The 16578-nt window shown below is 42.6% G+C and carries 14 protein-coding genes; 12 read left to right on the top strand and 2 right to left on the bottom strand.

From position 1 onward, the window contains the following. Positions 1-105: 105 nt before the first annotated feature. From NE671_RS09675 to NE671_RS09630, 10 genes are all read left to right on the top strand, one after another. A complete protein-coding gene (locus tag NE671_RS09675) occupies positions 106-1572 on the top strand; it encodes an alpha-L-fucosidase (protein ID WP_256163919.1) in 1467 nt (488 codons plus the stop codon). A gap of 67 nt (positions 1573-1639) precedes the next feature. Continuing rightward, positions 1640-2962, top strand: a complete 1323-nt coding sequence (locus NE671_RS09670; protein ID WP_059086493.1) for an alpha-L-fucosidase — start codon at positions 1640-1642, stop codon at positions 2960-2962. A gap of 95 nt (positions 2963-3057) precedes the next feature. Beyond that, positions 3058-4356 (top strand): leucine-rich repeat protein, encoded by a 1299-nt coding sequence (locus tag NE671_RS09665; protein ID WP_256163918.1) that lies wholly within the window; start codon positions 3058-3060, stop codon positions 4354-4356. Between the two features lie 209 nt (positions 4357-4565). Further along, positions 4566-5108, top strand: a complete 543-nt coding sequence (locus NE671_RS09660) for a helix-turn-helix domain-containing protein (protein ID WP_015526587.1) — start codon at positions 4566-4568, stop codon at positions 5106-5108. A gap of 2 nt (positions 5109-5110) precedes the next feature. Further along, entirely contained in the window at positions 5111-5917 is an 807-nt protein-coding gene (locus NE671_RS09655; protein WP_015526588.1) for a hypothetical protein, read from the top strand. A 646-nt stretch (positions 5918-6563) separates the two neighbouring features. Next, positions 6564-7640, top strand: a complete 1077-nt coding sequence (locus NE671_RS09650; protein ID WP_059086950.1) for a LacI family DNA-binding transcriptional regulator — start codon at positions 6564-6566, stop codon at positions 7638-7640. Between the two features lie 257 nt (positions 7641-7897). Continuing rightward, entirely contained in the window at positions 7898-8923 is a 1026-nt protein-coding gene (locus tag NE671_RS09645) for a sulfate ABC transporter substrate-binding protein (protein WP_021651680.1), read from the top strand. 76 nt (positions 8924-8999) lie between these two features. Continuing rightward, entirely contained in the window at positions 9000-9839 is an 840-nt protein-coding gene (gene cysT, locus NE671_RS09640) for a sulfate ABC transporter permease subunit CysT (RefSeq protein ID WP_256163917.1), read from the top strand. After that, positions 9839-10675: a sulfate ABC transporter permease subunit CysW gene (gene cysW, locus NE671_RS09635; RefSeq protein WP_256163916.1), complete on the top strand. Its 837-nt coding sequence runs from the start codon at positions 9839-9841 to the stop codon at positions 10673-10675. The genes cysT and cysW overlap by 1 nt, the downstream gene beginning before the upstream one ends. Beyond that, on the top strand, positions 10665-11723 hold the full coding sequence (locus NE671_RS09630) for a sulfate/molybdate ABC transporter ATP-binding protein (RefSeq protein WP_256163915.1): 1059 nt from the start codon (positions 10665-10667) through the stop codon (positions 11721-11723). Before cysW ends, NE671_RS09630 begins: the two co-directional genes overlap by 11 nt. 154 nt (positions 11724-11877) lie before the next feature. Here the strand turns inward: NE671_RS09630 and NE671_RS09625 are convergent, their stop codons facing one another. Both NE671_RS09625 and NE671_RS09620 read right to left on the bottom strand, forming a co-directional pair. Then, the gene (locus tag NE671_RS09625; protein WP_178688340.1) at positions 11878-12825 is read right to left on the bottom strand and encodes a serine hydrolase domain-containing protein; all 948 of its coding nucleotides are present in this window, start codon (positions 12823-12825) and stop codon (positions 11878-11880) included. A 22-nt stretch (positions 12826-12847) separates the two neighbouring features. Beyond that, positions 12848-13684 (bottom strand): MurR/RpiR family transcriptional regulator, encoded by an 837-nt coding sequence (locus NE671_RS09620; RefSeq protein WP_178688338.1) that lies wholly within the window; start codon positions 13682-13684, stop codon positions 12848-12850. A 259-nt stretch (positions 13685-13943) separates the two neighbouring features. Between NE671_RS09620 and NE671_RS09615 the strand changes: the two genes are divergently transcribed. After that, positions 13944-15290 carry an APC family permease gene (locus tag NE671_RS09615; protein ID WP_021653084.1) on the top strand — a complete coding sequence of 449 codons (1347 nt, stop codon included), beginning with the start codon at positions 13944-13946 and terminating at the stop codon, positions 15288-15290. 5 nt (positions 15291-15295) lie between these two features. Further along, positions 15296-16228: a serine hydrolase domain-containing protein gene (locus tag NE671_RS09610; RefSeq protein WP_165858209.1), complete on the top strand. Its 933-nt coding sequence runs from the start codon at positions 15296-15298 to the stop codon at positions 16226-16228. The last annotated feature ends 350 nt before the right edge of the window (positions 16229-16578 follow it).

Below are 16578 nucleotides of genomic sequence, written 5' to 3'. Positions count from 1 at the left end.
GAAACGTTTTATTTGTGAATTGTTGGGCATATACAACCAAAAGGTTTGATGATAACATAGAGACATCCATACAATATAAATAAAAGATGTAAAGAGGACGAACAGATGAAAAAAGAAGAATACCTTTCTCTGATCGATGAGGTGATCGCACAGGGACCGTACACGGATACCTGGGATTCTCTCTGTGAGCATCCTACGCCGAAGTGGTATGCAAGAGATAAATTCGGAATTTTTATCCACTGGGGTGTTTACAGTGTTCCGGCTTTCGGAAACGAATGGTATCCCAGAAATATGTATGTGAAAGGCTCTAAGGAGAACCTGCATCATACAGAGAAATACGGAACTCTGGATAAATTCGGCTACAAGGATTTTATTCCTCAGTTTAAGGCTGAGAAGTTTGATCCGAAGGAATGGGCGGCCTTATTTAAAGAGGCGGGGGCGAAGTTCGTAGTTCCGGTAGCGGAGCATCACGATGGATTTCAGATGTATGCCAGTGACCTTTGTCGCTGGAACGCTGCTGAGATGGGACCGAAAAGAGATATTCTCGGAGAGCTGAAGACAGAGGTTGAGAAAGAGGGAATGGTTCTCGGTGCTTCTTCTCACAGAGCAGAGCATTACTGGTTCTTTAATGGAGGGCGTCAGATCCCGGAGGCTGATGTCAATGATCCGGAATATGCGGATCTTTATGGGCCGGCAGCAGGAATCACCAGAGATATGAGTGATATTTATGACAATCCTCCGATAGAGGAGCATATGCAGGACTGGCTTGTCCGCACCTGCGAGATCGTGGATAAATATCAGCCATCCATCGTGTATTTTGACTGGTGGATCCAGCAGTATGCATGGAAACCGTATCTTCGTAAATTTGCAGCATATTATTACAACCGTTCTGCACAGTGGGGAAAAGAAACAGCTATTGATGCCAAATTTGACGCATATGTTTATGGCAGCGCAGTGAATGATCTGGAAAGAGGTCAGTTAGATCATATCACACCGGATCTGTGGCAGAATGATACGTCTGTAGCTAAGAACTCCTGGGGCTATACCATTGGAAATGATTATAAGAAGCCTTCCGATGTAGTGCTGGATCTGATCGATGTAGTCAGCAAAAATGGTGCACTTCTTCTTAATATCGGACCGAAGCCGGATGGAACAATTCCGGAAGAGGATGCACATATCCTGAGAGAAATGGGAAAATGGCTGAAGGTAAACGGAGAGGCGATATACGGAACCAGATACTGGAAGATATTCGGAGAGGGACCGACGGTGGTTCCGGAGGGACATTTCACGGATACCTATGATAAGCACTTTACTTCTGAGGATATCCGTTTTACAAGTAAGAGCAATCATATTTATGCGACTGTTCTGCACTGGCCGGAGGATGGAGAGATCCATATCAAAGCTCTTGGCAATGATATGAAGCTTTTGAAATCCACGATCCGGGATATTGAGATCCTCGGAACAGATCTGCATCCGGCATTTGCGAGAAATAAAGAACTGGATATTTCCTGCGGAAGAGGGGTTATTGAGGCGGGAGATATGCCGGTGGTATTGAAGATCACAGTAGAATAGCTGTTGGGGGAAGCGAGTAAATTATAATGTCTTTTTGAAAGGACAGAAAGGATAAGGTATTTTAATTATGGGAGATGTAAGATTCACAGGAAACTGGAACTCTGTAAATGCACACACAGTTCCAAAATGGTATGAGGATTGTAAATTTGGAATTTTTATCCATTGGGGAATTTATTCCGTGCCGGCATTTGCACCGCATACATGGGAGTTGGGAGAGGTTGATTCCAAGGAATGGTTTGCGGATAATCCGTATGCAGAATGGTATTACAATTCTCTGAACATTGGAAAAGGCCCTACATATAAGCATCATATAGAAAAATACGGAAAAGATTTCAAATACGAAGATTTTATTCCTATGTGGAAAGCTGAAAACTGGGATCCGAAGCAGTGGGCAGAGATCTTCAAAGAAGCAGGTGCGGAGTATGTTGTTCTGACAACCAAGCATCATGACGGATTCTGCCTGTTCCCAAGTAAATATACACATTTCAATTCCGTAGAAATGGGACCGAAGAGAAATATCACCGGTGAGCTGACAGAAGCTGTCCGTGACGCAGGAATCCGCATGGGCTTGTATTATTCCGGACTGATCGACTGGCAGTATGCAAACGATCCTATTTTTGAGGATGATGATCTGTTTGGAACAGCCAGCCCGACATTTGCATATGCAGATTATTCCTATAATCAGATGAAAGAGCTTGTAGATGATTATGCACCGAGTGTGTTCTGGAATGATATCGGATGGCCGACACAGAGTGAAGAGATGATGCCGTATTTCTTTGCACATTATTACAATAAGGTTCCGGAGGGTGTGGTAAATGACCGTTTCAACGGACGTTATCACGATTTCCTTACTAAGGAATATAAATCCGGTTCTGTAAACAGAAATGAGAAATGGGAGATGTGCCGTGGAATGGGCTTATCCTTCGGTTATAATGCCAACGAAGGCGATGACAAGCTGATCTCTGTTCCGGATCTGATCTCACTTCTTGTCGGAACAGTGGCAAATAACGGAAATCTTCTCCTGAACATCGGCCCGAAGGCAGATGGAACTATCCCGGAGGAGCAGGTAAGAAGACTGAAGATCCTGGGTGCATGGCTGAAGGTAAACCATGACGGTATTTACGGAACACGCTGCAGTGACCGTGAATCTGAGCTGCTTGAGAGTGGAATCGAGCTCCATTATACACAGAAAGACGGAAATCTGAATGTGTTTGCAGATCATCTGAAGGAAGGTGCCAATGAATTCCTGATCAAGGGCTATCACGGGGCGCTGAGACCATTTGACCCGGCAGTGAAGGTAGAAACTGAGGATACTGCAGAGGGACTTCTTGTGAAGATCCCGGAATATAAAGAAGATATGTATGTGGTTGGATTAACCAACAGATTCTAAATAATGAATAGGAGGACCGGATGTATGCCGGTCCTTTTGTTGCTGCATGGGAGAAGATCGTGGATATCCGATCGATTCTCAGGGAGGGAGTTTTTATGTTTGGGAAAAAAATCGCAATACTGTTATCAACGGCAATGATCCTGACAGGGTCCTGTGTATCTTCTGTGGCTGTACATGCACAGACTGGTTATGCGGCTGAATATGCACAGGAAGCATCGGCAGCAGGTGTGCAGAGCACTGCAAAGCTTGTTGCGAAGGGCTCCTGTGGAAGCAAAGCTGTTTACCGGTTGTACTCCAATGGAAACCTGCAGATACAGGGAAAAGGGGAGGTTAAGGTTACCGATGATTTTTCATACAGATCAGCAATGATAAAAACAGTAACCGTTGCATCTGGGATCACGGGAATCGGTGACAGAACCTTTTCAGGCTGCAGAAATATGAAGAGGATTTCGTTGCCGGGAACTCTGCGGAGTATTGGAGTAAGAGCATTTGGAGATACTGCGATCACCAGGATCAAGCTTCCTGATGGACTGAAAAGCATTGGTGCATATGCTTTTTACCAGAGTAAGCTTATGAGCCTGGATGTACCGAAAACTGTGACAAAAATTGATGAATATGCTTTCAGTTACTGTAACAATCTGGAATCTGTCAGCATTCCGGGAAGTGTGAAAATATTACCGGAATCGTTATTTGAGGCGGATATGAAGCTGAAAAAGGTTACGCTTGGACAGGGCGTTTCCAGGATAGAAAGAGCTGCCTTCCGGCATTGCGGTTTGACAGGAGTAAGCTTTCCGGACAGTGTTACGGTTATTGGTGAAGGTGCGTTTTCTTTTTGTACAGATCTCAGAAAGGTGTCGTTGCCGAAGAAGCTTACAGAGATCGGGAACGGTGTATTCAGTAATTGTCGAAAACTGGGGAATATTACAGTACCTGCCAGTGTGAAAAAGATCAGAAGCCATGCTTTTTATGATTGCCTGGCAATGAAAAAGATTACGATCCTCAACAGTAAAACAGTGATAGAAAAAGAAGCGATCGGCTATAATTTCAATAGTGGAAAAAATAAAACTTTTGTCATTGCCGGAAAAAAGGGTTCTACTGCTCAGACTTACGCAAAGAAAAATGGGTTCCGTTTTTTGAACAATACTGCCGCAGTAAGGACCGCAAAGATGACCGGCGTGCCCAAAACAAAAACCATACTTCGTGGAAAAACATATACGATCCAGGCAGTGACCGTGCCGTATTACAGCGACGAAAAGATTCTTTTCCGTTCCTCGGATTGCAGGATCGCTACGGTAAATTCCAAAGGTGTTGTAAAGGGAATCCGAAAAGGGACGGCCGTGATCACCGTGCAGAGCGGAGCGAAAAAACTGAACTGTAAGATAACGGTGAAGTAACGATGAAGCAGGCGTACGTAAAATCGCCATAACAGTGAAAGAATACAAAAGAAAATAAAAACAGAAGCCCGGCAGATGAAACATGGAGATTTTTCACATGTGCAGCTGCCGGGTTTTTTATAAATATAGAAAACCCTTAAAATAAGGAATAAAATAGCTTGTTATACCCTTAAAATAAGGGTATATTAATAAAAAAGGGGGAATCTAAAATGACAGGATATGCTGTGAAACATTCGATACGGGCAGAAGATATACGAATTTTAAGGAAGAAATTGAAGCTTACACAAAAAGATTTTGCAAAGTTAGTAAATGTATCTCAGAAAACAATAGAAAGATGGGAAAGTGAAAATCGGGATATTACAGGACCGGTTACGACATTAGTTCATATTTTAAACGAGTATCCTCAGATAGAGGAAAACCTCCGCGTGCCGGAAAAAGAATATCCGATACGCTTATGGTACATGTTTAAGAGTGAAATATGTACGATTATTGATGTGGATGAGAGAGGCAGAAAAGTAAAAATATATAATTATACAAACAATTTTATTAAAAAAGCATTTGGCCGAAATGAAAAACCAACCTTTGAAGAATACGAGGAATTTCTGGAATCTCGTTGTTTCCCGAGACAACGAGACAAAATAAAATTGGTATTAGAAGATTTGAATCTGCCATTCTATGATCCGTTTATGATTATAGAAAAGACCGAAGGAAGAATGGCAGAGGATGATTTCTGGATCAGGATTGAGAGGTAAAGATGGTACAGCTTTTTGAACAGGATATCAAAACAAATGACAGACAATCGTCAAAAGGAAACCAATTGAAATGGTGCAGGAATAATGTATGGTATAAAGCTGATTATATGGGATATGAGGGATTGGTGGAATATGTTGTTTCACGTTTGTTGGAAAAATCTTCACTGAAACAGGAAGAGTATGTTTTATATAAAACAGAAGAGATTAGTTATAAGAGAAGAAAATATCTGGGATGTAAAAGTGAAAATTTTTTGCCTGAGGGATGGCAGCTTATTACATTAGAAAGACTTTTTTATGGATTTTATAATGAAAGTCTTTATAAAAAATTATTCACGATTCCAGAACATTCGGAAAGACTGGAATTTATAGTAGATCAGACGGAACGCATTACGGGAATTAGCGATTTTGGAAAGTATATGAGTAAGATCCTGGCAATTGATACATTTTTTATGAATGAAGATCGGCATATGCATAATATTGGAGTTTTAATGGATGCAGAAGAAAAATATCATTTATGTCCAATATTTGATAACGGTGCAGGACTGCTATCAGATATACAGATGGATTATCCGATGGAAGAAAACATAAATAATCTGATGGAGGAGGCACGATCGAAAACTCTGTGTGAAGATTTTGATGAGCAGATCGAGATTGCGGAAGAATTGTATGGTCAGCAGATAAGTCTGGAATTTACTAAAAAAGACGTAAAAGAAATATTGGATATGGAAAGTTATTATCCGCAGGAATATAAAGAAAGAGTATTTGAGATTATTATGAACAGGAGAAGAAAGTACAGATATTTATTTTGAATAACTGTGCGTCGTATTCTTGGCATTTTGGTAATAAAGCAGGTGCAAAAGTTTTCACATGTGCAGCTGCCAGGTTTTTATAGTAGAAAAAATGTTAAAAAATGTCTGTAAACAGACAAAATATGACGAAAATATTCTAAACAAAGTTTGATTAAATGTGATGGGAAATTTATAATTTTAGTATAAATGTGAATTGGAAAATGGGGGAACGGTCACATCCAAAGGTGTTGTAAAAGGCATCAAAAAAGGAACTGCAACCATTACCGTTCAGAGTGGTTCCAAAAAACTGACCTGTAAGGTAACGGTTAAATAATTCAAAGGATATTAGTAATCAGCATTTGTTATTTACTCATAGTTATATCTTATATGTTTGAGTACGCAAAACAGACTGGAGCTTGATAAGAATATATATCAGGTTCTCAGTCTGTTTTTATATATTGCAGGCAAAAAAAGAACACGTTTTCACAAAATAAGATTGACTTTTTTTAAAACTCTTATTATCATATAAAACATATTTAATTACTATGAAATAAGGAACGATAAAAAATTCTGTTACACTGATGATACTGAGTTATACAGATGACGTTGAGCAGCTTACAGGACTGGCAGCGGGCAGACTTTTTTTTCAGAGGGAGGGGACGGGGATATGTCCATCAAGAAGATTGCAGAAAAGGCAGGGGTTTCACCGGCGACGGTTTCCAGAGTTTTGAATAATCCCAATTATAAATGTTCTGTTTCCGGACTCAGGGACAAGATATGGAAAACAGCTATCGAGATGAATTATGTGCCCAACGAGGCGGCCCGGAATCTGAAAAAAGGCGTTTCCGCAAAGCAGGAGAAAACCTGGTACATCAATATCCTGATGACAAGAACCGATTCTTCCACAACGGATCCGTTTTTTGCGGAGCTCCTTCGGGTGATCGAAAGTGAGATCCATGATAAAAACTGCATTCTTTCCAAAGTATGGTATATGTCTGTGTTTTCCGATGACCGGAAGTGCCGAAGGGAGAATCTGGACCGGCTGATCGACGGAATGTATGATGAGGTGGAAGGGAAAAGGGACGGACTGATCATCATCGGTAGATGTAATAAAGAGGCTTTGAAGAAGCTGAATAAGAAGTATAAGAGTGTGGTATCGGTGAACCGGAATTCTACCAATTATGAAGTGGATGAGGTCCTTTGTGATGGGAAAAAGATCGCAGCAGCGGCAGTGGAATATCTGATCTCCCTGGGGCACAAAAATATCGGTTATATTGGCCAATGTCACAGCGAGGACCGGTATAACGGGTATCTGGAAACACTGAAGAAGCATGATCTGGATGTGATACCGGAGTATGTTATCGAAACAAAGCAGACTGAGGCCGAGGGCTACGAGGCCATGGAAAAGTTCTTTCAGTCGGACGACATGCCAACCGGAATCTACTGTGCCAATGATATTTCGGCGATCGGAATGCTGAAGTGCCTGAATAAATTTCGGAACCGGTATTATATGCCTTCGATCATATCCAGCGATGATATACAGGAGGCACAGTTTACCAGACCGATGCTGACAACGGTGAGCCTGCCCAAGGAGGATATGGGAAAATTTGCATTATACCTGCTGCTGGACCGACTGAAGGGCGGACATTCCGGTATTGTGCGAATGGAGCTGGAAGGCAGACTGATGATACGGAACAGCTGCAGCAGTGTGGAGGACAGTATGTGGAGCGATTATTGTATCTGAGGATTGCGGATGCGCAGATATAGTGACAGACAGGATGCAGTTGCGCTATGACCAGAGTATTTTTGTGAAAACGTTTTCAGATATTCCTATTTAATTAATGGGAATAATATGGTTTAATGTATTCAATTCAAATAAAAAAATTACAGAACCACAGTAAACGGAAAGAACAGGTATGATTTGACAGCGAAATGAAGCAGTTACATTGTTGGGAAAAAGATTTCTAAATAAAAATGTGGTTGTAAAGGAGTACACAGATCATGAAAAGAAAACGCATTGCAGGTGTCTGTATCACACTGGCAGCAGTGGTACTGGCAGGAACTTTTGCAGTATCGGGAAACAATACAAAGGATAAAAATCATGTGGAGATCATCAATGTGTCCTATGATCCGACCAGAGAATTTTATGAAGCATATAATAAGATTTTTTCAAAATATTGGAAAGAGGAAACAGGTCAGAGTGTGGATGTGATCCAGTCTCATGGCGGTTCCGGAAAGCAGGCTCTTGAGATTTCCAATGGACTTCCTGCGGATGTGGCGACACTTGCTCTGGAATATGATATTGATGCGATCCGGAATGCCGGTCTGATCGACAAGGGCTGGATTGATGAATATCCGGATGACAGTGCTCCTTATACTTCCACCATTGTATTTCTTGTTCGGAAGGGAAATCCGAAGAATATCCACGACTGGGATGATCTGACAAAGGATGGGGTGGGGGTGATCACTCCCAATCCGAAAACCTCCGGTGGTGCCCGCTGGAATTACATGGCAGCCTGGGCTTATGCCAATGAGAAATATAACGGCAACGAGACAGAGATGAAAGCCTTTATCAAGAAGCTTTACAAAAATGTCCTGGTTCTGGATTCCGGTGCAAGAGGTGCCACAACCTCTTTCGTGGAAAACGGGCAGGGTGATGTGCTGATCGCCTGGGAAAATGAAGCGTTTCTTTCTGTAAGGGATAATCCGGATGATTACGAGATCGTAACGCCGGGCATCAGTATCCTGGCACAGCCATCCGTTGCTGTTGTAGATGAAAATGTGAAAAAGCATGATAATGCAGAAGCTGCGAAAGCATATCTGAAATATCTGTATTCCGATGAAGCTCAGGAGCTGATCGCGGAGAATTACTATAGGCCGGTTGATCAGACGATCCTGAAAAAGCATGCAGATACTTTTGATCTGAAGGTGAAGCTGACAACGATCAAAGATTTTGGAGGCTGGGATGCAGTTCAGAAAAAGCATTTCGCAGACGGCGGAGTGTTTGATGAGATCTATGAAGAGTAGAAGAGCCAGAGATTTGCAGCAGATCGGGAATTTGTAACAGATCAGAAACTTAGAATAGAAAAGCGGGGAGACAGAAATGAAGAAACAACAGAGTAAACGTGTGATACCAGGCTTTGGACTGACAATGGGAGTGACTTTGGCGATGCTGAGTATCGTAGTTCTGATCCCTCTTGCGTCTCTGGCAGTATATTCGGCGCGGCTGGGTTTTCGGGAATTTATTGAGGTGATCACACGGCCGAGGGTTTTGTCCGGATTCTATGTAAGCTTTATTACCGCATTTGCGGCCACAGTGCTCAATGCTATTATGGGCCTGGTCCTTGCGTGGGTGCTGGTAAGATATGATTTTCCGGGAAAAAGGATCATGGATGGAATGATCGAGCTGCCTTTCGCACTGCCGACTGCAGTTGCCGGTATCTCACTGACATCCCTGACATCCGATAAAGGTCTGGTGGGAAGCTTTTTTGCAAATTTCGGTATTAAGATCGCATATACCAGAATCGGTATCACGGTGGCATTGATCTTTGTGGGAATCCCTTTTGTAGTCAGGGCCATTCAGCCGGTTCTGGAGAAACTGGACGGTTCTTATGAGGAGGCGGCTCGTGTCATGGGTGCAAAGCCATTCACCGTTTTTCGCAGGGTTATTCTTCCGGAGCTTCTGCCGGCAATGCTTTCCGGGGCGGGACTTGCCTTCGGACGCTGCCTGGGAGAATACGGAAGTGTTGTTTTTATTGCAGGAAACAAGCCTTATTATACAGAGATCACGCCGCTGATCATCATGTCAAAGCTTCAGGAGTTTGACTATGAAAGCGCAACAGCTATCGCACTGGTTACACTGGCAGTATCATTCCTGATCCTGTTTGGTGTGAATCTGGTGCAGGCAAGAAATACGAAACGTATCAGAGGGAGGGATGCATAATGGATGAAAAAAAGAAGCAGGCTTCCGGGCCGGTGAAATGGATCCTTATCGGGATTTCCGTGATCTTTCTTTTTGTGATGCTGGTACTGCCTCTGGTGGTTGTTGTAACCCAGGCGCTGAGCAAGGGCTGGCAGTGCTATGTGCAGGCGGTGACAGATGAGTACACGCTGAAAGCGCTGGAGCTGACCATTGAGGCGACGGCTGCGGCTGTTGTATGCAACACGATCTTTGGTCTGTGTGCGGCATGGGCAATGACCAGATTTCATTTTCGGGGAAAAAAGCTACTTACCACTTTGATCGATGTTCCGGTTACAGTATCACCGGTTATCGCAGGTCTTATCTATATCCTGGTTTTTGGAAAGCAGAGTCCTCTTTATTCTGTTCTTGAAAGTGCAGGGATACAGATCGTGTTTGCAGTTCCGGGAATTATCCTAGCAACGATCTTTGTCACGTTTCCATTTGTGTCCAGAGAGATCATACCGGTTCTGGAATCCATAGGGTCCGATGAGGAAGAGGCGGCAGCACTGATGGGAGCAAAAGGCTGGACGATTTTTACCAAGGTGACATTTCCACATATCAAGTGGGCATTTCTCTATGGTGTTGTGCTGTGTACAGCCAGAGCCATGGGAGAGTTTGGAGCTGTGTCCGTACTGTCCGGACATCTCCGTGGAAAAACAAATACACTTCCGCTTCATGTGGAAATTCTTTATAACGAATTCCAGTATGTTCCGGCATTTGCGGTTTCTTCGATCCTGGTGATCCTGGCGGTGGTCCTTCTGATCGCAAGAAATGTTCTGGAGCATAAAGGAAAGGGGGAAAAAGGCGATGTACGTTGAGTTAAAAAATATCAATAAAACATATGGGGATTACAAGGCATCTGATAACGTAAGCTTTGGTATCGAAAAGGGGAAGCTGATCGGTCTTCTGGGGCCCAGCGGAAGCGGAAAAACTACGATTCTCCGTATGATCGCCGGTCTGGAGCAGCCAGACAGCGGGGAGATCATCATCGACGGAAGAGTGGTCAATGATGTGCCGGCCAGCGAGCGAGGCATTGGATTTGTGTTCCAGAATTATGCTCTTTTCCGGTATATGACGGTGTATGATAATATTGCATTTGGCCTGAAGGTACAGAAGGCGGATAAGAAGTATATTAAGCAGAGGGTTATGAAACTGGTAGAGCTGATCGGGCTGAAGGGCCTGGAGAAAAGATATCCGAGTCAGCTGTCCGGTGGTCAGAGACAGCGAGTTGCTTTTGCCCGGGCTCTGGCTCCGAATCCGCAGCTTCTCCTTCTGGATGAGCCTTTTGCGGCGATCGATGCAAAGATCCGTACGGAGCTTCGAAGCTGGCTGAAGGATATGATCGAGAAGCTGGGGATCACCAGTATTTTTGTTACCCATGACCAGGATGAGGCTATTGAGGTGGCGGATGAAATTATTATTACCAACCGTGGACGGATCGAGCAGAAGGGAACTCCACTGGAGGTTTATCAGAATCCGGATACTGCGTTTACGGCGGGATTTTTCGGGCAGACTTCTGTGATCGATGATTATCAGGTGTTCAATCACTTCGAGGAAGTTCCGGGAGGCGAAAAAGCCATTGTCCGTCCGGAGTTTGTAAAAGTGACAAAGAAGAACGAGGAGCAGAAATATAAAAGCTCCGCAACAGAGGGCATCGTAGAACGAGTCGCGTTCCGCGGCAGCAGCCTGGAACTGAAAGTCCGTGTAGGAAACACCACACTCAGCGCCAGAAGAAGCCTTGACGAAGAACCCGTCCGGGAAGGCGAAGTTGTGGATGTGTTTGTGCAGAGGATTTTTGTAACAAAGGGAAATGAGGCAGTACTGCTACATAATACAGCTATGGTTGAGGATTGGTTAGTGATATAAAAAAATGCCGCGGGAGCGGCATTTTTTTATGAGCAAGTAGCGTTAGCGGATTGCGAATATCATATGATGTGGCCGCGGAGTGGCATTTTTTTATGAGCAAGTAGCGCTAGCGGATTGCGAATATCATATGATGTGGCCGCGGAGTGGCATTTTTTTATATATGTGAAATTTTCACACCGTAATATTCTGCAAGGGAATCTACCAGATCATCACGGATTTTTTTGTGGTCATTGCCATCTAGGGACATGACACAGGATACCATCTGACGTTTTTTGTCAATGACGCAGTATTGGCCGTAATTGCCGGACAGGATCAGTGTATCTTCCATAGGTCCCATATATATGAAATATCCATAACCATAGCTCTGGTAATCCGGATGTTCCGTCAGTGGATTGTAAGAATCGATATGTTTCTGACAGGCATCAATCACGAATTTTTTTGGGACGATCTGTTTTCCGTTCAGGGAACCCTCATGCAGAAGCAGATGTCCAAAACGAGCCAATTCATCAATCGTCAGATACAGTCCGTTAGCTGCCATACAATGTCCCTGAGGGCAGAGGGTCCAGTCCGGATTCGGAATGCCAACCGGTTCAAAGAAACGATATCGCAGATAATTCAGCAGACCCGTTCCGGATTTCTCTTCCAGAAGAACAGATAAAATATAGGAACAAAAATTGCTGTACACAAAATGAGTACCGGGTGTATATGGAAAAGAATCATTCTGAAAGAAATATCTCACCCAGTCCTTTTCTCTGTATCGCTCTGGTCCATCGCAGAAAAAGAGCGGATCTTTCTGACCGGATGACATGGTAAGAAGATCACGGATCTTTATTTTGTAAAGATTTTCGGAAGGATTTGACGGGAAATATTTTTCAAACCAGGGATAAATATATTCATCAAGAGTGATCAGTCCTTCACGTTCTGCGATACCTGCGGCCATTGCAACAAAAGGCTTGCTGATAGACCATATATTTAAACGGGTTTTGACCGGAAAAAGTCTGAATTCTTCTTTTAGAAGATCATTTTTATATATCTGTGCGTAGATGATATTGGAATGATGTTGCTTTGATTTCTCAAGAAAAATATCTAAAATTTCCTGCATGATAATCCCCCCCCTGAAATTATTATTCGTAAAAAAGATCAAAGTCTGAATAAAGTTCTTCCAGGTCATGAAGTCGTGTACTGATGGATTTGCACCTGGTTTTGCGGATTTTTGCAACAATACTGTCAAACAGACAATAGAGGCATGAGAAGGAGTTAAATCCCATTTCATTGAGATTGATCTCTGTAATGATAGCGTGGTCTGCCAGCGCCCATGCCGGTGATGAAATGCTGTCTGTGATGGCGAGTATCTTTGCACCATGATTTTTGGCAATCTGTGCATATTTCAGAGACCATTTGGTATAGCGGGCAAAAGAGATCAGAAGAACAACTGTATCCTCGGATGCTTCTGTGAGATATTCGAAATTGGAATCGTAAAATTCGTGAACCACCTTGGTATTTCCAAGAAGCTGATTCAACAGAGTTCCCATCCAGAGAGCGGCACTGTAGGAAGAGCGTGCACCAACAATGAGGCGTTTTTTGGCATTGCTCAGATGGGTAACAATCTGATCCATATCTTCCTGATTCAGATGAGATGCCCAGCTTTCCATGGAATGGAGTTCATTGGCAATGATGTTTTGATAAAAATTTCCGCTATCCAGCAGTGAATCGTCTGTTATAACCGTAGGAACGGAAAGAATATCATTCTGTACAGTACGCTGCATTTCAGAAAAACTTTCAAATCCCAGGGAATAGGCAAGGCGTATGATAGTGGTTTCGCTTACGGAAATTTCCTTGCTGAGTTTCGCAAGGGTGGAATAACTGAATGAATCAAGGTGTTGTAATATATATTCGGCGACTTTCTTCTGACCGGCAGAAAGGAAAGATACTTTTTCACGGATCAACTGTTCTATTTTCATGAAAACCTCCTGTATTGTACGATTAGTATAATAAATTATAACAGGTGTAAAGTTTGATTACAATATAATGGAGCAAAAAATTCTTCTTGACATAAAAAAGATGTAAATAATGCACAAATTAAAGTGTGTATTTTTAATAATATTGTCAATAGAAATCTTGAAACCTAGATGCTAATATAGCATTAAATAATTCACATGACGTCAGAAAAAGAATTAATTACACTATTAATGTTAAAGTCAATAAAAAAGGGGGGCTTTTATGTCGTCAACAGTAAAGGAAATAAAAGAAAAAACAGGTTACCTGAAACGAAGTGATCTTTATACAATCGGTGTAGGACAGGCGATTGGATCGGGTGTTCTGACACTGATCGGACCGGCAATTCTTTTGACTGGTCAGTCAGCATGGTTGGCATATGTAGCTGCATGTATCTGGGGATTTATGATGATTGCACCAATTCCATGGATCACATCTACACTGAAACTTGGAGGAGGATTTTATTCTCTGGTAGGAGATATGGCCGGCAAACGAGTTGCCGGTATGTATGCAGTAGGATTTTTGCCACAGACGATCAATCTGGCGACTTATGGTGTGGCAATTGGTATGTATGCAAATTCCCTGTGGCCGCAGATTAATGCGAAATGGTTTGGAATTGCAGCCCTGAGTGTGTTCTTTGCCATCAATCTGTGTGGTGTGGATGTAATGGCGAAGGTACAGAAAATTCTGGTTATCCTGCTGTTTGTTGCACTTGGTCTGTTTATTGTTCTGGGATGCCTCCAGCTGAAAAATCCGGTGTTTGAGTTTACAGCACCAGACTTTTTCTCCAATGGTCCATCCGGATTCTTTTCCGCAATCATGCTGTATGTATATTCAACAAACGGATATTCCTGCATTATGAATTATGGTAAACAGGCAAAAGAAGCGCATAAAGATATTCCAAAGGCACTTCTGTACTGTATTCCGACACTGATGGTTGTATATGGCGGTGTTGCAATTGTAGCAAGTGGTGTGCTTCCTCTGGATCAGGTAGCCGGACAGCCGCTTACCCTGGTTGCAAAAAATATTTTAAATCCGGCACTTTTCACAGTATTTATGATTGGTGGTCCGGTACTTGCACTGTCTTCATCCATTAATTCAACAATTTCCAATAACTGTATTCCGGTTGCACAGTCCTGTAAAGATGGATGGCTTCCGAAATCATGGGCAGCTCAGAACAGAAGAGGGGCTTACTGGAAACTGATGACATTTACTTATCTTATGGGAATATTACCTGTGTTACTGGACTTTTCTATCAGTGATGTTGTAAATAATATTATGCTTCTGGCATCAGCATTGGCATTTCTGCAGATTTATGCGTATTTCCAGCTTCCGAAAAAACATGCAGAAGCATGGGAAAAATCACCAATGCATATTTCTAACGGAAAATATTATTTCCTCTGCTGTTTGAGCCTGTTTGCATATATCTGCATTTTTATCAATTCTTGCAGAAGCCTGAAACTTCCGGTAGTAATCATCAGTCTGATAGCCATTGTAGTATGCATGGCTTACGGATGGTTTAGAAGTGTAAGTCCTGATGTAAAGATGGAAACAAGTGTGTGGGAGGATTAATGTTTATGAATAAAGACCAGAACCTGATCAATGAATTTGCTATCAAAACTTTAAAAGAAAATCTCAATGTTATGTATGCGCAGATATGGCGTGAAGGACAGTTAACGGCAGAATATAAAAGAATGCCGGTCAAGACACGCCTTAACACCTGGTCTGCCTGCAAGGGTGTTGTGTCCTGTGCGGCAGGAATCGCACTTGATGAAGGGCTGATTCGACTTGATGAGAAGATTGTGGATATTTTTCCAGAGTATGCACCGGAGAATCCGGAAGGATATCTGGGGGATGTAACGCTGGAAAATATGCTGACAATGACTACAGGTTTGGAAAGCTCTCTGTTTTTCTGTGACTGGCCGGAGCGTTACACAACTCCGGACTGGATCCGATATTTCTTCGAGAATGCGAAAGTGATAAAAAAACCGGGAACAGAATGGCTGTACAGCAATTTTAATACTTATATGATCAGCTGCGCGATTGAAAAACGTGCGGGAGTTAATCTTCTGGAATATTTGAGAAATCGCTTTTTTGAACCGCTGGGAATTGGAAATCCAGACTGGACTTTGTGTCCGAAAGGGCATGTGCATGCGGCTAATGGACTTTATGTGAATATTGATGAGTTTACCCGGTATGGACAGATGATTCTTCACAAGGGAAATTATAATGGAAAACAGCTGGTGCCAGAGTCGTACATGAAGATGGCAACGTCCAATCTGGTGGATAATTCAGTGGCAGGAAGTCCGGGAAATCTTTATTCCGGTTTTGGATATGGATATCAGTTTGTCATGAATCCGGAAGCCGGTTCCTATCGATCCGATGGAAATTATGGTCAGTTCTGCCTGGCGTTTCCTGACAAGGATGCAGTAGTAACTGTAATGTCTCTGGAGGGGGATTTCCAGAAAATAGGAAATCATCTATGGACTACAGTGGTTCCGGAATTATAAGAATTCTGTCTGGCAAATCAGACAGTGTAAGAGGGCTTAAATCTTTCTGGCTTGACATTGGTCAGAAACCGTTTTATACTCCTGTCTTTGACAGTTGCTAAACAAAAAAATCGCTGTACCTTTTGATTTTACTGGGGTTCGGCGATTTTTTTGTGTCGTTTTGGAATATAGTATTTTATCCAATGCGTCGTAAAACCCCCTGCTTCAACTATGGGGATATAAGACGCGTCCATCGAATTTATGCAAGTAATTGAAGAGGGACAAAATAGTAATTGTATTAACTAATAAACCATAATATAATATAAATATGAACACAACATATAAATCAAACAACAATGTCGTCTATTCCT

Origin of the sequence: Blautia sp. DFI.9.10, from assembly GCF_024461705.1 — a bacterium.
GTDB lineage: Bacteria > Bacillota > Clostridia > Lachnospirales > Lachnospiraceae > Blautia_A > Blautia_A fusiformis.
This window is presented reverse-complemented; position numbering and strand designations above follow the sequence as displayed.